The following is a 16,871-nucleotide window of genomic DNA, read 5'->3' as shown; positions in this document are numbered from 1 at the left end:
CGAGGTACCAAAGGATGCGCATGCTCTCGCCCGACCGCCCGCGTCAGTTCGTGCTGACGCTCGCCGCCCCCAGCACCGCCGGACAGGTAGCCGCCGTTGTCGGCCTGCTCGACCGCCATCACGGCTACATCGATGAGCTGACCGTGTTCGACGACGAAAGCTGCAGGCGCTTTTTCATGCGCTGCGTCTTCCACGGCATCCACGATAACGACGTCCCGCTCGATGTGAACGTGCTGAAAACGGCGTTCGCACCGATCGCGCGCGAATTCGACATGCAGTGGGACATTCACGACGCCAGCGTGCGGCCGACGGTGCTCATCATGGTGTCGAAACTCGAGCACTGCCTGAGCGATCTTCTCTTTCGCTGGCGCATGGGCGAACTGGCAATGGACATCGTGGGCGTGGCGTCGAACCACTCCGCGCTCGAGCCGCTCGCCGCGCAACACGGTCTGCCGTTTCACCATCTTCCGGTCACGCCCGACACGAAGGCGCAGCAAGAAACGCGTCTTCTCGAACTGTTCGAATCGAGCGGCGCGGAACTGATGGTGCTCGCCCGCTACATGCAGATTCTCTCCGCCGAAACGAGCCGCCGGCTCGCCGGCCGCGCCATCAATATCCACCACTCGTTCCTGCCCGGTTTCAAAGGCGCGAAGCCCTATCACCAGGCGCACGCGCGTGGCGTAAAGCTGATCGGCGCGACGGCGCATTTCGTCACCGACGATCTCGACGAAGGGCCGATCATCGAGCAGGCAGTCGAGCGCGTCGACCATTCGCACAGCCCCGAGCGGCTCCTTGCCGTCGGACGCGACGTCGAATGCATCACGCTCGCCCGCGCCGTCAAAGCCTATATCGAGCGGCGGATCTTCATCAACGGCGAACGCACGGTTGTGCTGCAGTAAACGCGGCAGCAGCAAGCAGCGCGTGGCAACCGCGCGCATAGGCGGCGGTGCGCACCGAGCGTCGGCTAACTTAAGCGCCGGCGCGCCGCCAACCATCGGTGCCCCTTCGGCGCGTACGGCATCTACCTCATTTATCGCATCTATCGCACCGACGTAAAAAACCGCACGCCGGACAATCATCCGGGTGCGGCGCGCACTACGAGCAGGCGGAAGAAACGAGGAGAGCGCAGACCCGCTTTATTTCGTTCCGGCCAGCCACTCGTTGACTTGGTCGGGATGCGCCGAAAGCCATGCGTTGGCTGCCTCGGGCGGTTTCTTGCCGTTTTGCGCGGCGAGCATCACGCTGTCGATCTGCCCGGTCTTCCACTGGAACTTCTTCAGGAACGCGACGACTTCGGGCGCCTTCTTCTCGAGTTCAGGGTTGATCACGCTATCGACGTGCTCCGCCTCACCGTACACCTTCTTCGGATCTTCGAGGAATTTGAGCTTCCACTTCGCGAACATCCAATGCGGCGCCCAACCCGTCACCACGACTGGTTTCTTCATATTGATGTCGCGGGCGAGCTCAGCCGTCATGGCGCTGCCCGAACTCGGCATCAACTGGTAGCCGATCTTGTACGCCTTGATGGCGTCGGCCGTCTTGGCCATCACGCCCGCGCCCGCGTCGATGCCGACGATGCGCCCGCCGAAGGCCTCCTTTTGCCCCTCGAGGTCGGCGATCGAATTGACCTTCGCATCGGCCGGTACGATCAGGCCGATTTTCGCATCGGTAAAATTCGGGCCGAGATCGACGACCTTGTCTTGAAAGCGCTTCCAGTAGGCGCCCTGCGTCACGGGCAGCCACGCGGACAGCGTCGCGTCGAGGTCGCCGCGCGCCACCCCCTCCCACATCACGCCTGCCGCCACCGGCACGAGCTTCACCGGGTAGCCCAGACGCTTTTCGATGATGGTAGCGGCGACGTTCGACGTTGCCACGCTGTCGTCCCAGCCTTCGACATAGCCGATCTTGATGGTCGGCTTGGTATCGGCTGCGGCCGGCACCACCATCGCGGCGAAAAGCGCCGTCGCCGACGCGGCGAGCAGCAGGTGTTTGATCAGCTTCATCTTCAGGCCTCCTGAGCATTTATGCATAGTGGAGCCCTTAGATTCCGTAGCCATAAATGCCGATGGTGTGCGGTTTCCGACGCCTGCTTGCTCGTAAACGACGCGCGCGGGCTTACTTGTCGATGACGAGATCCGACAACGGCTTGCTGCAGCACAGCAGCACCATTCCCTGGTCGATTTCGCGCTGACGAATGCCGCCGTTATGCTTCATCTCCACCTGCCCGGCGACGAGCTTCACCTTGCAGGTGCCGCACATGCCTTGCGTGCACGATGCCGGCAGCCGCACGCCGGCTTGCCGCGCGGCGTCGAGCACGTGCTGCGTGGGCCCGCATTCGATTTCCCGCGCGCTTTTCGCAAAGGTCACCGTGAAGGAACCGGTCGGATCGCTCGCATCCTCAGGCGTATTCTCAGCCGGCGCGGAAGCGGGCTCGGCCAGCGTTTCGAACGAAAAGCTTTCCTCGTGATACCGGCTGCTGTCGAATCCCGCTTCGGCGAGCATCGTGCGCACGGCGCTCATGTACGGTGCCGGGCCGCAGGTGAATATCTCGCGCTCCATGAAATCGGGCGCGAGCAGCTCGAGCGCCGGCAATGTCAGGAAACCCGTCACGCCGGGCCAGTGGGTGCGCGCGCCCAGCCGTTCGCAGACGAACGCCGTACGGAAGTGCCGGCGGTTCGCCGCCATCAGCTCGAGTTCGCGCGCGAAGATGATGTCGTCGGGCGTTCGCGCGCTGTGCAGGAACACGATATCGCGATCCTCGCCGAGTTCGTAATGTGCGCGGCTCATCGACATCAAGGGCGTCACGCCCGAACCGGCCGATAGAAACAGGTATTTCCCGGCAGCGTGGCGCGCGCATGTGAATTCGCCTGCCGGCCCGAGCATCCGCACGGCATCGCCGGCTCGCAGGTGGTCGTGCAACCAGTTCGACACTTTGCCGCCGGGCACTCGCTTGACCGTGATCGAAATCGTGTGCGGGCGCGTAGGCGCCGACGAAATCGTATAGCAACGATTGACCGGCTCGCCGTCGATTTCGAGCTCGAGCGTGACGAACTGCCCCGGCTCGAACGAAAACGTCCGCCCTTCGCGCGACATGAAGAAAAAGCTCTTCACATCATGCGTTTCGTCGCGCACCTCGCAACATACGAGGGTCTCTTCGAGTTCGCTCGTCCAGCGCTCGCCGAGCCGGTTCCAAAACGCGTTGCGCGTGAGCCGGCTCTCGAGCGGCTCCGCCGGTTGCGCATCTCGCTTCATCGTCCGCCTCGCGCGTTCATCGATTCGCCACGCCGAGATGCTCGGCCAGGCGCGTCACGTACCAATCGCAGAATTTCTCCACGAGGCCTTCGGTGTACGGGGAGTAGGGGCCGGGCTCGTAGGCACTGCTCGCCGCGCCGCGCTGAGAAAACTCGACGAGCCTGCGATCCTGATCGTTCGTCGCATTCCATACCGCGGTCAGATTCTTCACGTCGTAGTCGACACCCTCCACCGCGTCCTTGTGCACGAGCCACTTGGTGCGCACGAGCGTCTTGCCCGCCGACAGCGGGATCACGGAGAACGTCACGATGTGATCGCTCATGAAGTGATTCCACGAGTTCGGCTGGGTCCAGAACGAAAGGCCGCCGAGGTCGGCGCGCGTGAATTCGCCGAGCAGCTTCTTCGATGCAACCTTCGCGTCGAGCGTCTGCGATTCGCCGCTCCGATCGAGGGGCAGGCGCTGCGTGCGAAAGCCGGTGGTGTCGAGAAGACGTTCGATCTCGACCGACGGCAACCGCATTGCCTCCCATTCGGCCGCGCGCTCGACGCAGGCGCGCTCGAATGCGGCCATGCCCTCGGCGTTGCTCGGCGACGGCTGATAGCCGAAACCGTATTCGTAGAGCGAGATCGTCAGCTCGGGATGGTTCGCGACGCAGTGATAGCACTCGCGATTGTTCTCCATCGTCAGCTTCCAGTTCCCCTCCTCGATCAGATCCACCTGCGCCGCGATCTTGCAGTTGGGCAGATCGTGCGGCAGCAGATACGGCTCCATCGCGGAGCGCATCTTCGGGAAATCGGCCGGCGGCTCCTCGGCGAGGCAGATGAAGATCAGGCCCGCGAGATTATGCAGATGCACGGGCTTGAGACTGTGCTTGCAGCGGTCGAACTTCTCGCCCATGTGCTCCGCGAACATCAGTTCGCCGCCGAGGTTGTAGGTCCAGCTGTGATAAGGGCAGACGATGTTGCCGACCGTTCCCTTGTCCTCGTTGCAAAGGCGGGCACCTCGATGCCGGCAGACGTTGTGAAACGCGCGCACGGACATGTCGTCGTCGCGTACGATCAGCACCGACTCGCCCGCGATCTCGACCGTCACGTAATCACCCGGCTCGGGCACGTCCGGTTCCACCGCCACTTGAATCCAGTGCTTGCGGAATATCGCGTCGATGTCGAGCGCGAAAATCGCTTCGCTGAGATAGAACGGCGCATCGAGGCTGTAGCCTGGCTTGCGTCGCTCAACGAGCTCGCGAATGTCTGCCGATACGTTCATATTTGCTCCGGATTCGTCCACGTCCTGTTCGGGCAGGGTTGGCCGACGTATGTCGGCGAGCCGTCGATGAGTCGGGGCACGCGCGAATGGCCGGGCGCGATCGTGATCGGGCACGGTGCCATTCGAGCGGCCCGCGTTCGTTGGCAACGGTTCTATTCTTGCCGTTCGCATTTTTCGCGAATTGACGAATTCAGACGCGTTCTTGGCCTTTTGCGACACCGGCGTCCGTTTTCGACAAGTCAGGCCGCATACCGGCCCGTCGCCCCGGCCCGCCCCCGCTGCCCGACCCGGCCCGCCTGTGCGCGGCCATCCGACGATCCGCCGCCGCATTGCAGCTTTGGTTGGCGCAGGGCGGCATCCGCACCGGAACCCCAGACAAGGCATTCGCGGTTGCCGCGCCGCGGCGGATGCATGCACCGCGAGCGCGCGGATCGTGCGCGCTACCGAGGCGCCGACGGCACGTTTGCAGTGCAGCGGATTTGGTCGGGCCCCGTAGCGATTAGGGTTTGGCCGTATGGCATGCTTGTTGCCCTGCCGTCCACAATGAATGCGCCGATGTTCCCCCCATCGGCCGCAATACATCGGAAACGAAGGAAGTCTCCCCATGTCACCCGCCCGTACTGCGTCGCTCGCGCATTTCGCTTTCATGGCCTTGCCCAACTTCACGATGATTGCGTTCTCGAATGCGATCGAAGTGCTGCGAATGGCGAATTACCTGAGCGGCCAAACGCTGTACCGATGGACCGTCGTCAGTCCCGACGGCGGCCCGGTCGTCGCCAGCAACGGGCTTTCGGTCGATACGTTGCCCGTAGCCTCGCTCACACAGCAGCCCGACATCGTCTTCGTATGCGGCGGCGTGGACGTGCAGCGCGCGACCACCGCGGTTCATCTCTCGGAGCTGCGCCGTTTCGCGCGCACGGGTGTCATGCTCGGCAGCCTTTGTACCGGCACGTACGCGCTTGCCCGCGCCGGCCTGCTCGACGGCTATGCCTGTGCGATTCATTGGGAGAACATGTCCGCGCTCAAGGAGGAATTCCCCGGCACGCGCTTTCTGAAGGAGCTTTTCGTCGTCGATCGGGATCGCGTCACGTGCACGGGCGGCGTCGCCCCGCTCGACATGATGCTGTATCTGATCGCGCCGCGCGTGGGCACCGCGCGCGTCACGCAGATCGCCGAGCAATTCATCGTCGATCACGTGCGCGATACGAGCGCGCAGCAGCGCATGCCGCTCGTCGCGCGACTTGGGTCCGCGAACAAATCGCTCTTCGAAGTAATTTCCCTGATGGAAAGCAATATCGAAGAGCCGCTTTCGCGCGAAGAGCTGGCGCGGCTGGCCAATATGTCGCAGCGCCAATTGCAGCGGCTTTTCCGCGAGCATCTCGGGATGACGCCAACCCATTACTACCTCACGCTGCGGTTGCGGCGCGCGCGCGAGTTGCTGCTGCAAACCGACATGTCGATCATGAGCATCACGATGGCATGCGGATTCCAGTCGGCCTGCCATTTCAGCAAAAGCTACCGCGATGCATTCGGTACGGCGCCCACACGTGAACGGCGCAAGCAAGTGGCGCCGCTCGCACGCCCGAACGCCGTTGTCCCGGGCGCGCCCGAAGTGGCATTGCATGCCTGATTGCGGCCTCGCCCGCCAGCGGCGATGAGGCCGCCCATGCACGCGCCCTCCGAAGCCGCCGCGACCGCGTGATTCGCGCTCGATTCATCGCACGATAGAGTCGGACTCGGCATTCCGGCTCGCGCTATCAGCCTTCCGCAAACGTTTCACCGCACCGCATACAGGCGGTATCGCCATTTCGATTTGTCAATTTGAAGCGCGCTTGATTCAGGTCAATCAAGCGGGGTTCAGCGCAGGCAGCGTAACGTCGACATACAAATAGACCGCAAATTATTTTCAGGTTTATTTCCTCAGACGATACGCCACGCTATGAAACCACTTGCCCGATTTGGCCTCACCCAACGCCTTTACACCGTTTCCGCCTTGCTCATCGTCGCTTTGTCGGCGCTGGCCATCGTCTCGTGGGTCCAGTTGTCGAATGCCAGCCGGCTCGCGGCGAAAGCGGGCAATATTCGCGTTCTGCAGTTGGAGCGGATCGCGAGCACGGAGCTGAGCGTTACGCAGGTTCTGCTCGATCTGCGCCATGCCATGCTCGTCAATTCCGCTACGGATGTGGACGCCGCGGCGCGCGACATCACTGCGAAGCGTCAGCAGATCAGCCGCAACGACGATGCGTTTCTGAACGACATCGGCGACGAGGCCGGCAAGGAGGCATTCCGCTCGATCTGGCTGAAGATGCAGGCCGATACCTGGCCTGTTGCCGAACAGAACCTGCAGCTCGTACGGGACGGCCACCGCGACGAGGCCTTCCAGATGCTGATGGGCAAGACGATTCCGACATTCGCGCACATGCAGCGGTGGCTCGGCGACGAACGGGCGAAGCAGGGCCGCTTCCTCGCAGCGGAGGTGGCGGCGATCGACGAGGCCGCGCGTGCCACGCGTCTGATGCTCGTCTGCCTCGCCGCGATCATCGCCGTGGCGCTGCTCGCGTCGGTGCAGTACATCGGACGGCGCCTTCGCGTCAGAATCGCGCAATCGCAAGGCGTGGCCGAGCGCGTGCGCGACGGCGACTTCACGACGACCGTTTCCGATTCGGCCAGCGACGAGTTTTCTCCGCTCCTGCAAGCGCTGGCCGACATGCAGGCCTCGCTGACACAGGTCGTGCGCACCGTGCGCGGCAATGCCGAAGGCGTCGCCACGGCCAGCGCCGAAATCGCGCAGGGCAACCGCGACTTGTCGGCACGCACGGAGAGTCAGGCGAGCGCGCTCGAGGAAACAGCGGCATCGATGGAGGAAGTCGGCACGACGGTGCGACAGAATGCCGACAACGCCGGCACCGCCGACGAGCTGGCTCGCCGAGCGTCGGAAATCGCCGCGAGGGGCGGCGAGACGGTAACACGCGTCGTCGAGACGATGCGGGGTATAAACGAGAGCGCGCAGCAGATTGCCGACATCATCGCCGTGATCGATGGCATCGCGTTTCAGACCAACATCCTCGCACTGAACGCAGCCGTCGAGGCCGCCCGGGCCGGCGAGCAGGGCCGGGGTTTCGCCGTCGTGGCCGGGGAGGTCCGCAACCTCGCGCAGCGCAGCGCCAATGCGGCGCGCGAGATCAAGGCACTCATTACGGCCAGCGTCGAGCGCGTCGAGGAAGGCTCCACACTCGTGGGCCATGCGGGCGAGACCATGAGCGAGATCGTGCAGGCGATTCAACGCGTCACGGACGTGGTCGGCGAAATATCGACGGCCAGCCGCGAGCAAAGCCGCGGCGTGACGCAGGTCGGCGAAGCCGTGCGCCAGATGGATATCTCCACGCAGCAAAACGCGGCACTCGTCGAGCAAAGCGCCGCCGCCGCCGAGAGCCTGAAAACGCAATCGCAGGAGCTCGTCGAGGCCGTTGCCGTATTCAGGCTCGGCGGCGCGGCCTGAGCGGGCGCACGCGCAATCGGTCTATGGGCGGCCGCGCCTCGTGCGCACGGGGCTGCCCTTTCCTTGCTTTCCCTCCTTTCCGTGCTTGCCGCCTGCGGCACCGGGCGCACCGGCCGCACCGGCCGCACCGGCGACAGCGGCGCCACAAATCATCGCCGTACCCGCTTGCGCAATTGCCTGCAACGCCTCGCGTGCCTCCCCTGCCCGGGCACGCAACGCGAGCGTATGAAGTACCGCGGAAGCCATCACCGCAAGCAACGCAGGATCCGCCTGCGCGCCGATTTCCCCCTGCGCGCGGGCGCGCTCGAAACGCGTCTCGAAACAACCGTCGAACACCCGCAGTGCATCGTTGAGGATGGCGCGCACCGCGTCGTCGTTGACCGCCTCCACAGCGGCCGTTCCGATCAGAAAGCAGCCCAGCGCCGGCCGATCCTCGCGCAGATACATCCCCAGTGCGAGCTCATAAATGTGACTCAGTGCTTCCGCCAGCGGACGGTCCTCCGCCAGCGCCTGCTCCATCGCCCGCCGGCTCGCGTCGACGTACCCGCGAAGCGTTTCCAGATAAAGCGCGTGCTTGTCACCGAACGCGCCGTACAGGCTCGGCCGGTTCATGCCCGTCGCCACGCTCAGATCGTCGAGCGTCGTGCCGCTGTAGCCGTTGCGCCAGAACGTCTCGCGTGCGCGCGCCAGTGCGTGCTCGGGCTCGTAGGCGCGCGGCCGGCCGCGCCCGCGCTTCGGGCCGCCGCTATCGTCTTTTTGTACCATATTGAATAAAAATATTGACCGCCGGTTTTTATGTGCAATATAGTACAAAAATCAATCAGGAGGACGACGCCAATGGAACTGTTCTTTTCGCCGCTCGCATGCTCGCTTGCCACGCGCATTGCCTTTTATGAAGCGGGATATGACGCGCGGTACACGATGGTCGATACGAAGGCGAAGCGGCTACCCGACGGCAGCGACTTCCTGGCCGTCAATCCGCTCGGCATGGTACCCGTGCTGCGTCTCGACGACGGCACGCTGCTGACAGAAAACGTCGCGATCCTTTCGTGTGTGGCCGACTGCTTTCCCGACGCGCATCTGGCGCCCACGAGCGGCGTGGCGCGGGCAAAGTTCCATCAGTGGCTCGCCTTCGCGAGCACGGAATTGCACAAAGGCATATTTACCGTATTGCTCGATCGCAGTGCGCCAGCCGAGGTCAAACGCTATGCGCGCGAGAAATTGAAGGCAAGGTTCGACTTCCTGCATGCGCGCTTCGCGGAGCACGACTGGCTGCTCGACACCTTCAGTGCGGCCGATGCGTACCTCGCGGTGGTCCTCAGCTGGACGAAGTACTGCGACGTCGATCTCGCGCAATGGCCGGCCGTGGAGGCCTACTACGAACGCGTGACGGCGCGCCCCGCCGTCGCGCGTGCCATGAGCGAAGAGTTCGAGCTCTATCGCGAGCGGGAAGCCCGGCGAAAGACCGCCTGATTCCCCGGCGCGCGCGTCGCGCACCGGCCTGCTGCGCGCTTTCGTGGCAGCCGGCCGGTGCGCCGCTTCCTCGCATACGGGCAATGCCTGCCGCCGTTGCCCCCCGCCGCAATCCCCCAAAACGCGACACGTCCTTGCCGGAACCCGACATCGCGGTCCCGGTTTCGCGCCGATCGATTGAACGCGCGGAGCAAAACGCCTATCGTTGAGACCTTCCGAAATCGCGCGTGGGAGCTTGTCGATGAGCCCGTCCTCTGTCTATGGCCTGCAGCGTCTTTACATCGGCGGGACCTATGCCGATGCGGCCGGCGACATCACATTCGATTCGTTCGACCCGGCCACGGGCGAGCGTCTTGCCACCATTCAGCAGGCGAGCGCGGCCGATGTCGAGCGCGCCGTCGCATCGGCGCGGCAGGGCCAGCGCGAATGGGCGGCCATGAGCGCGATGGCCCGCTCGCGCGTTTTGCGCCGCGCGGTCGAATTGCTACGTGCGCGCAACGACGAACTCGCGGAACTGGAAATGCGCGACACGGGCAAGCCGATCGCCGAAACGCGCAGTGTCGACATCGTCACCGGCGCGGACGTCATCGAGTACTACGCGGGCCTCGCTGCGGCCATCGAGGGCGCGCAGATTCCGCTGCGCGAGGATTCCTTCGTCTATACGCGCCGGGAGCCGCTCGGCGTGTGTGCCGGAATCGGCGCGTGGAACTACCCGATCCAGATCGCCTGCTGGAAATCGGCGCCCGCCCTGGCCGCCGGCAACGCGATGATTTTCAAACCGAGCGAGCTCACGCCGCTTTCGGCGCTGAAGCTTGCCGAGATCTATACCGAAGCCGGCTTGCCGGCCGGCGTCTTCAACGTGCTGCAGGGTGACGGCAGCGTTGGCGCGCTGATTGCGGGACATGAGGGCATCGCCAAAGTCTCGTTCACAGGCGGTGTCGAAACGGGCAAGAAAGTCATGGCGCTCGCGGGCGCCTCCTCGCTGAAAGACGTGACGATGGAACTCGGCGGCAAATCGCCGCTGATCGTCTTCGACGATGCCGACCTCGCGCGCGCCGCCGACATCGCCGTCACCGCCAACTTCTTCAGCGCGGGGCAGGTCTGCACGAACGGCACGCGCGTGTTCGCCGATCGGCGCATCAAGCACGAGTTCGAAGCGCTCGTACTCGAGCGCGTCCAACGGATACGCGTCGGCAAGCCCTGCGATCCGCAGACGAACTTCGGGCCGCTCGCGAGTGCCGCGCAACTCGACAAGGTGCTCGGCTATATCGAAAGCGCAAGGCGCGAGGGCGCGCGGCTCGTGGCCGGCGGGCATCGGCTCGTGGAGGGCGACTATGCGAGCGGGCAGTATGTCGCGCCGACCGTTTTCGCCGACTGCCGCGACGACATGCGCGTCGTACGCGAGGAGGTGTTCGGCCCGGTCATGTGCCTGCTCGAATTCGACGATGAAGACGAAGTCATCGCACGCGCCAACGCAACCCATTACGGTCTGGCTGCCGGTGTGGTCACCGAACGGCTGGCCCGCGCGCATCGCGTCATCCATCGCCTCGAGGCCGGCATCTGCTGGATCAACACCTGGGGAGAATCGCCGGCCGAAATGCCGGTAGGCGGCTACAAGCAATCGGGCGTCGGCCGCGAGAACGGCCTCACGACGCTCGAGCACTACACGCAGATCAAATCCGTGCAGGTCGAGCTCGGCCCGTATCGACCCGCGTTCTGAGGACGCCCCCATGCATGTCAGCGAATATGATTACATCGTGATCGGCGCCGGCTCGGCCGGCAACGTCATGGCAACGCGGCTCACCGAGGATGCCGACGTCACGGTCCTGCTGCTCGAGGCGGGCGGGCCGGACTACCGCTTCGACTTCCGCACGCAAATGCCGGCCGCGCTCGCGTATCCGCTGCAAGGGCGGCGCTACAACTGGGCCTACGAAACGGAGCCCGAGCCGCACATGGATCATCGCCGCATGGAATGCGGGCGCGGCAAGGGGCTCGGCGGCTCCTCGCTGATCAACGGCATGTGCTACATCCGCGGCAATGCACTCGATTACGACGGCTGGGCGGAGATCGACGGGCTCGATACCTGGCGCTATCTGGACTGTCTGCCCTACTTCAGGAAAGCGGAGACACGCGATGTCGGTCCTGACGACTACCACGGCGGCGACGGTCCCGTGCATGTCACGACGAGCAAGCCCGGCAACAATCCGCTTTTCGGCGCGATGGTGGAAGCGGGCGTCGAGGCAGGTTATGCGCGTACCGACGATCTGAACGGCTACCGCCAGGAAGGCTTCGGCCCCATGGATCGCACGGTGACGGCACGCGGCCGACGAGCGAGCACCGCGCGCGGGTATCTCGATCAGGCACGCGGGCGCGCGAACCTGACGATCGTCACGCGTGCGCAAACGGACCGCGTTCTCTTTTCCGGCAAGCGCGCGACCGGCGTGGCCTATCTCCATCACGGCACCCAGCTGACAGCTCACGCCAGACGCGAAGTGCTCGTTTGCGCAGGTGCGATCGCCTCACCGCAAATCCTGCAGCGCTCGGGGGTCGGGCCCGCCGAATGGCTGCGCGAACTGGAAATCCCGCTCGTGCTCGATCTGTCGGGCGTAGGCCGCAATCTGCAAGACCACCTCGAGATGTACATGCAGTACGCGTGCAAGGAGCCGGTATCGCTCTATCCCGCGTTGAAGTGGTACAACCAGCCGGCGATAGGCCTCGAGTGGCTGCTCAACGGTACCGGCCTCGGTGCAAGCAACCACTTCGAGGCCGGCGGCTTCATCCGCACGCGCGACGACGACCCCTGGCCCAACATCCAGTATCACTTTCTGCCGATCGCGATCAATTACAACGGTTCGAACGCGATCGAGATGCACGGTTTTCAGGCGCACGTCGGGTCCATGCGCTCGCCGAGCCGAGGGCGCGTGAAGCTGCGTTCGCGCGATCCGCACGCGCATCCGGGCATCCTCTTCAACTACATGGCGGAGCCGCTCGACTGGCGCGAGTTCCGCGACGCGATCCGCATCACGCGCGAAATCATTGCGCAGCCCGCGCTCGACCGCTATCGGGGACGCGAGCTGAGTCCCGGCGTGGATTGCGCAAGCGACACCGAACTGGACGCGTTCGTGCGCGCACGGGCCGAGACGGCCTACCATCCGTGCGGCTCCTGCGCGATGGGCTACGACGAGATGGCCGTCGTCGATCGCGAGGGCCGCGTGCACGGGCTCGAGGGGCTGCGCGTCGTCGATGCGTCGATCATGCCGCGCATCATCACCGGCAATCTCAACGCGCCGACGATCATGATCGCCGAAAAGATCGCGGACCAGATACGCGGTCGCAAACCGTTGCCCCGCGCCGACGTACCCTACTACGTCGCACATGGTGCACCTGCCCGCGCGGGGATGGGCGCGGCACATTCGAGCGCGCTTCACACCGTGTGAGACGGGCGGCACGCCGATAGGAACGGTGTCTTTGCAGGTGACGCGACCATTCCATCGGCATGCCGGATTTTTTCTATGGCGCGTTTTAATGGCCGCATCTACTGATGCGGTGCGGCCGCCGCCTGCCTGATGCCACTTCATGGCGCCGCCTTTTCCACCGGAGCCCGCCATGTCCCGTCCCGTTTCACACGGCCAGCCGCGCGTACGCGCGGCGGCTCGTCTCGAACGCCTGCCGTTCTCGCGCTATCACGGCACACTATTCATCGTTATCGCGCTCGCTTTCTTTTTCGATTCGGTCGACCTGGGCACGATGACGTTCGTGCTCGGTTCGATCAAACAGGAATTCGGATTGTCGAGCGCCATGGCCGGGCTCGTTGCGAGTGCGAGCTTTTTCGGCATGGTGCTCGGCGCGGCTGTTGCCGGCCTGCTCGCCGACCGCTTCGGCCGCCGCCCTGTGTTTCAGTGGAGCATGGTGCTCTGGGGCGTGGCCTCGTATCTGTGCTCGACTGCGCAAACCGTCGATACGCTGATCGTCTATCGCATCGTCCTCGGCATCGGCATGGGTATGGAGTTTCCCGTTGCCCAGGCGTTGCTGTCCGAATTCGTGCCCACGGCATCGCGCGGGCGCCTCATCGCGTTGATGGACGGTTTCTGGCCGCTCGGCTTCATTACGGCCGGCATCGTTTCCTATTTCACGCTGGCACCGCTCGGTTGGCGCACCGTCTTCGCGCTACTGGCCATTCCAGCCGCGTTCGTGCTCGTGGTACGCCGCATCGTGCCCGAATCGCCGCGCTGGCTCGAGCACCGCGGCCGCGATGCACAAGCCGAGGCCGTGCTCGCGTCCATCGAAGCAAAGGTCATGCGCGCAAGCGGGCTCGCCGCCCTTGCCCCGCTTGGCGAAAACGACCATATCGAGCCGCCTGCGTCTCGCACAGGCGCCTTCCGCGAGATCTGGAGCGGCGTGTACCGCAAGCGCACGCTCATGGTCTGGACGCTCTGGTTCTTTGCATTGCTCGGCTTCTACGGCCTCACGTCGTGGCTCGGCGCACTCATGCAACAGGCCGGCATCACCGTGACGAAATCGGTGCTTTATACGGTGCTGATCTCTCTGGCCGGCATTCCCGGCTTCCTGTGCGCGGCGTGGCTCGTCGAGCGCTGGGGCCGCAAGCCCACGTGCGTCGCCTCGCTCACGGGCGGCGCGGCGATGGCCTATCTCTATGGCCAGGCCCTGCTCCATGGCGGCGAGCTCGGGCTCGTAATCGCCGCGGGGCTCGCCATGCAATTCTTTCTGTTCGGCATGTGGGCCGCGCTCTATACGTACACACCCGAGCTCTACGGCACGGGTGCGCGCGCCACGGGGTCCGGCTTCGCTTCGGCGATCGGACGCGTCGGCTCGCTGATCGGGCCTTATGCCGTTGGCCTCGTGTTGCCCGTGTTCGGGCAAAGCGGCGTATTTACGCTCGGGGCGCTGTCGTTTGCATTGGCCGCGGCCGCGGTGGCCCTGCTCGGCATCGAGACGAAGGGGCTTGCGCTCGAAGCGCTCGCGACGCAGCCCGATCTCCCGGCCGCGCGCCCCCGCGCGGCCACCCGGGAAGGCGTTCAGCCATAAACGGCGGGTTCCATCGAGCCTGCTTCGCGGACGAAGGGCGACACGCCACTGCGCGTCCCCTTCATCGGCCAGCGTTCGCGCCTGTCTGGCCTCGTCGTCGTACGAACGTTGCCGGCACCCATGCGTCCCCAAATCGACGTCCCGGACGACCCAGCCGTCTGCGAACGATTGCCTCAACCAAGCCGCGTCGGCGGCGAGCGCGATAAGCTAAGGGGCACGAAACTGGCTCGCTCCCAGACACCCGGCCGTTGTATCCGGCCCGCCCAAAGGAGATTCGCGATGCGCAAACATTCGTCACTTCCGCTGACGCTGGCCTGCCTGGCGCTCTGCCTACCCTCGTTCGCCGCGACGGCACAAACGAACTCGCCGCCCATGTCGAGCGTCATCATGGCGCCGGCCGCAAGCGGCGGATCCGCCGCCTCGGGCGCCTCCGGGCCGTCGACGCAGGCGTTCAAGGACGCCGACCAGAAAATGATGAGAGAGATGAACGCGCCCAGCTATACGGGCGACGCCGATAAGGATTTCGTCTCCCACATGATCCCTCATCATCAGGGCGCAATCGACATGGCGCAGGTGGAGCTCAAGTATGGCAAGGATCCGGTGCTGCGGCGGCTCGCCAGGCAGATCATCGTTGCTCAGGAAAAGGAAATCCGGCTGATGCAACTCTGGCAGTCGAAGCATGCGCAATAGCCGCGGCGCCGATGCGCGAGGGGCATGAGGGCGCACCCCGGACTTGACCTGCGTCAAAGGCCCCGCACGCGAGCAGCGTAGCGTGCAATCAACGATCCCGCACGATGGAGGCCCGGATGCGCACACTCATTGTCTGGCTGCTTGCCGCGCTTACAGCAAGCCTTGCGGGTTGCGGCTACAACGCGATCCAGACGCAGGACGAAGCGGTAAAAGCCAACTGGTCCGAGGTGCTGAACCAATACCAGCGTCGTGCGGATCTCGTACCGAATCTGGTCAATACGGTGAAAGGCTACGCCAATCAGGAAAGAGACGTACTGATCGGGGTCACTCAGGCGCGCGCGCAGGTCGGATCGATCCGCCCCACGCCGGAAATGCTCGACGATCCGCAGGCATTCGCCCGATATGAGGCCGCACAGGGGCAACTGACGGCGTCGCTCTCGCGCCTGCTCGTCGTCTCCGAGAATTACCCGCAGCTGAAGTCCGATGCGAATTTCCGCGATCTGCAGGCTCAACTCGAAGGCACCGAGAACCGCATTGCCGTCGCACGCAATCGTTATATCCGCGCGGTGCAGGCTTACAACACGACGGTACGTTCCTTCCCGAACAATCTCACCGCCATGGCGTTCGGCTTCAAGGAAAAACCGAACTTCTCGGTCGCGAACGAGGCCGAGATTACGAAACCACCGGCGGTCGACTTCGGCTCGGGTATGAACGCGGGCAAGGGCAGTGGCCGTCCGGCCATGCCCGCCCCCGCGAGCGGGGGCGGCAATTGATCCGCGCGGCTTTCGCATTCGTCTTATTCGCCGCGTTCATCGCCGGCCTCTCGGGCGGGCCGCCACAGCACGCGTTCGCCGCCGATGCGCCGGTGCCGGCTCTGACGCGCCGCGTGACCGATACCACCGCAACGCTGACAGCCGCGCAGCGCGATGCACTCGAGGCGAAGCTCGCGGCCTTCGAGGCGCGCAAGGGCAGCCAGATCGCCGTGCTCCTCGTGCCGAGCACCGAGCCCGAGACGATCGAACAATACGGCATACGCGTGGCCGAGGCATGGAAAATCGGCCGTGAACGTGTCGACGACGGCGCCTTGCTCATCGTCGCCAAAAACGATCGCACGTTGCGCATCGAGGTCGGCTACGGCCTCGAAGGTGCATTGACCGATGCCACGAGCCACCGCATCGTCGACGAGGTCATCGTTCCGCGCTTTCGCGACGGCGACTTCTACGGCGGGATCGATGCCGGGCTCGACAGCATGATGCGGGTGATCGACGGCGAGCCGCTTGCGCCGCCCGCGCGCCGTATGACGCAAGGCGAAGGATTCGGCCGGCTGCTGCCGGTGCTCTTCGTTGTGGCAATCGCGGCCGGCGGGTTCCTGCGTGCGCTGCTGGGCCGTTTTCCAGGCGCGCTGGCAACGGGCGGCCTCGTCGGCCTGATCGCGTGGCTGTTCTCGGGCGCGTTGCTCATAGCCGTTGGAGCAGGCCTCGTCGCCCTGTTCTTCACGCTCGTGGGCGGAGGACTCGGCGCTTATGCCGGCGGCCGCTATCTCGGCGGACGATCGGGCGGAGCCGGCAATCGTTCGGGACACGACATCTTCCGCGGCGGAGGCGGCGGATTCGGTGGCGGCGGCGCGTCGGGAAGGTGGTAGCC

At 64.7% G+C, this 16,871-nt stretch carries 14 protein-coding genes; 10 read left to right on the top strand and 4 right to left on the bottom strand.

The window, feature by feature from the left end; genetic code table 11:
• Positions 1-20: 20 nt before the first annotated feature.
• The gene (gene purU / locus U0034_RS28995) at positions 21-899 is read left to right on the top strand and encodes a formyltetrahydrofolate deformylase (RefSeq protein WP_085227652.1); all 879 of its coding nucleotides are present in this window, start codon (positions 21-23) and stop codon (positions 897-899) included.
• A 237-nt stretch (positions 900-1,136) separates the two neighbouring features.
• Here purU and U0034_RS28990 read toward each other — a convergent pair whose 3' ends face one another.
• From U0034_RS28990 to U0034_RS28980, 3 genes are all read right to left on the bottom strand, one after another.
• Positions 1,137-2,003: a glycine betaine ABC transporter substrate-binding protein gene (locus U0034_RS28990; protein ID WP_085227282.1), complete on the bottom strand. Its 867-nt coding sequence runs from the start codon at positions 2,001-2,003 to the stop codon at positions 1,137-1,139.
• Positions 2,004-2,115: 112 nt separating this feature from the next.
• The gene (locus U0034_RS28985; RefSeq protein ID WP_085227283.1) at positions 2,116-3,252 is read right to left on the bottom strand and encodes a hybrid-cluster NAD(P)-dependent oxidoreductase; all 1,137 of its coding nucleotides are present in this window, start codon (positions 3,250-3,252) and stop codon (positions 2,116-2,118) included.
• Between the two features lie 16 nt (positions 3,253-3,268).
• On the bottom strand, positions 3,269-4,519 hold the full coding sequence (locus tag U0034_RS28980; protein WP_085227653.1) for an aromatic ring-hydroxylating oxygenase subunit alpha: 1,251 nt from the start codon (positions 4,517-4,519) through the stop codon (positions 3,269-3,271).
• Positions 4,520-5,066: 547 nt separating this feature from the next.
• On the opposite strand from U0034_RS28980, the gene U0034_RS28975 reads away from it, so the two are divergent.
• Both U0034_RS28975 and U0034_RS28970 read left to right on the top strand, forming a co-directional pair.
• The gene (locus U0034_RS28975) at positions 5,067-6,149 is read left to right on the top strand and encodes a GlxA family transcriptional regulator (RefSeq protein ID WP_085227284.1); all 1,083 of its coding nucleotides are present in this window, start codon (positions 5,067-5,069) and stop codon (positions 6,147-6,149) included.
• Between the two features lie 309 nt (positions 6,150-6,458).
• Entirely contained in the window at positions 6,459-8,018 is a 1,560-nt protein-coding gene (locus U0034_RS28970) for a methyl-accepting chemotaxis protein (RefSeq protein WP_085227285.1), read from the top strand.
• Between the two features lie 21 nt (positions 8,019-8,039).
• On the opposite strand, the gene U0034_RS28965 is transcribed toward U0034_RS28970, so the two are convergent.
• Positions 8,040-8,783 (bottom strand): TetR/AcrR family transcriptional regulator, encoded by a 744-nt coding sequence (locus tag U0034_RS28965; protein WP_085227286.1) that lies wholly within the window; start codon positions 8,781-8,783, stop codon positions 8,040-8,042.
• Positions 8,784-8,855: 72 nt separating this feature from the next.
• On the opposite strand from U0034_RS28965, the gene U0034_RS28960 reads away from it, so the two are divergent.
• From U0034_RS28960 to U0034_RS28930, 7 genes are all read left to right on the top strand, one after another.
• Positions 8,856-9,491: a glutathione binding-like protein gene (locus U0034_RS28960; protein ID WP_085227287.1), complete on the top strand. Its 636-nt coding sequence runs from the start codon at positions 8,856-8,858 to the stop codon at positions 9,489-9,491.
• A 241-nt stretch (positions 9,492-9,732) separates the two neighbouring features.
• Entirely contained in the window at positions 9,733-11,211 is a 1,479-nt protein-coding gene (betB, locus tag U0034_RS28955; RefSeq protein WP_085227288.1) for a betaine-aldehyde dehydrogenase, read from the top strand.
• A gap of 10 nt (positions 11,212-11,221) precedes the next feature.
• Positions 11,222-12,928, top strand: coding sequence for a choline dehydrogenase (gene betA / locus U0034_RS28950; RefSeq protein WP_085227289.1), 1,707 nt, complete (start codon positions 11,222-11,224; stop codon positions 12,926-12,928).
• A 169-nt stretch (positions 12,929-13,097) separates the two neighbouring features.
• Positions 13,098-14,537 (top strand): MFS transporter, encoded by a 1,440-nt coding sequence (locus U0034_RS28945; protein WP_085227290.1) that lies wholly within the window; start codon positions 13,098-13,100, stop codon positions 14,535-14,537.
• A gap of 279 nt (positions 14,538-14,816) precedes the next feature.
• Complete coding sequence (gene copM / locus U0034_RS28940) at positions 14,817-15,227, top strand: CopM family metallochaperone (RefSeq protein ID WP_085227291.1); 411 nt, start codon at positions 14,817-14,819, stop codon at positions 15,225-15,227.
• A gap of 116 nt (positions 15,228-15,343) precedes the next feature.
• The gene (locus U0034_RS28935; RefSeq protein WP_199187047.1) at positions 15,344-16,000 is read left to right on the top strand and encodes a LemA family protein; all 657 of its coding nucleotides are present in this window, start codon (positions 15,344-15,346) and stop codon (positions 15,998-16,000) included.
• A 38-nt stretch (positions 16,001-16,038) separates the two neighbouring features.
• Entirely contained in the window at positions 16,039-16,869 is an 831-nt protein-coding gene (locus U0034_RS28930) for a TPM domain-containing protein (protein ID WP_233211899.1), read from the top strand.
• Positions 16,870-16,871: the final 2 nt, after the last annotated feature.

Origin of the sequence: Trinickia caryophylli (assembly GCF_034424545.1) — a bacterium.
Taxonomy (GTDB): Bacteria; Pseudomonadota; Gammaproteobacteria; order Burkholderiales; family Burkholderiaceae; genus Trinickia; species Trinickia caryophylli.
This window is presented reverse-complemented; position numbering and strand designations above follow the sequence as displayed.

What these genes read in the sequence shown, in the direction of transcription:
- purU (WP_085227652.1), top strand. Translation starts at nt 21, where the DNA reads ATGCTCTCGCCCGACCGCCCGCGTCAGTTCGTGCTGACGCTCGCCGCC.
- U0034_RS28965 (WP_085227286.1), bottom strand. Translation starts at nt 8,783, where the DNA reads ATGGTACAAAAAGACGATAGCGGCGGCCCGAAGCGCGGGCGCGGCCGG.
- U0034_RS28985 (WP_085227283.1), bottom strand. Translation starts at nt 3,252, where the DNA reads ATGAAGCGAGATGCGCAACCGGCGGAGCCGCTCGAGAGCCGGCTCACG.
- U0034_RS28945 (WP_085227290.1), top strand. Translation starts at nt 13,098, where the DNA reads ATGTCCCGTCCCGTTTCACACGGCCAGCCGCGCGTACGCGCGGCGGCT.
- U0034_RS28990 (WP_085227282.1), bottom strand. Translation starts at nt 2,003, where the DNA reads ATGAAGCTGATCAAACACCTGCTGCTCGCCGCGTCGGCGACGGCGCTT.
- copM (WP_085227291.1), top strand. Translation starts at nt 14,817, where the DNA reads ATGCGCAAACATTCGTCACTTCCGCTGACGCTGGCCTGCCTGGCGCTC.
- U0034_RS28980 (WP_085227653.1), bottom strand. Translation starts at nt 4,519, where the DNA reads ATGAACGTATCGGCAGACATTCGCGAGCTCGTTGAGCGACGCAAGCCA.
- U0034_RS28970 (WP_085227285.1), top strand. Translation starts at nt 6,459, where the DNA reads ATGAAACCACTTGCCCGATTTGGCCTCACCCAACGCCTTTACACCGTT.
- U0034_RS28975 (WP_085227284.1), top strand. Translation starts at nt 5,067, where the DNA reads ATGCGCCGATGTTCCCCCCATCGGCCGCAATACATCGGAAACGAAGGA.
- U0034_RS28935 (WP_199187047.1), top strand. Translation starts at nt 15,344, where the DNA reads ATGCGCACACTCATTGTCTGGCTGCTTGCCGCGCTTACAGCAAGCCTT.
- U0034_RS28960 (WP_085227287.1), top strand. Translation starts at nt 8,856, where the DNA reads ATGGAACTGTTCTTTTCGCCGCTCGCATGCTCGCTTGCCACGCGCATT.
- betB (WP_085227288.1), top strand. Translation starts at nt 9,733, where the DNA reads ATGAGCCCGTCCTCTGTCTATGGCCTGCAGCGTCTTTACATCGGCGGG.
- betA (WP_085227289.1), top strand. Translation starts at nt 11,222, where the DNA reads ATGCATGTCAGCGAATATGATTACATCGTGATCGGCGCCGGCTCGGCC.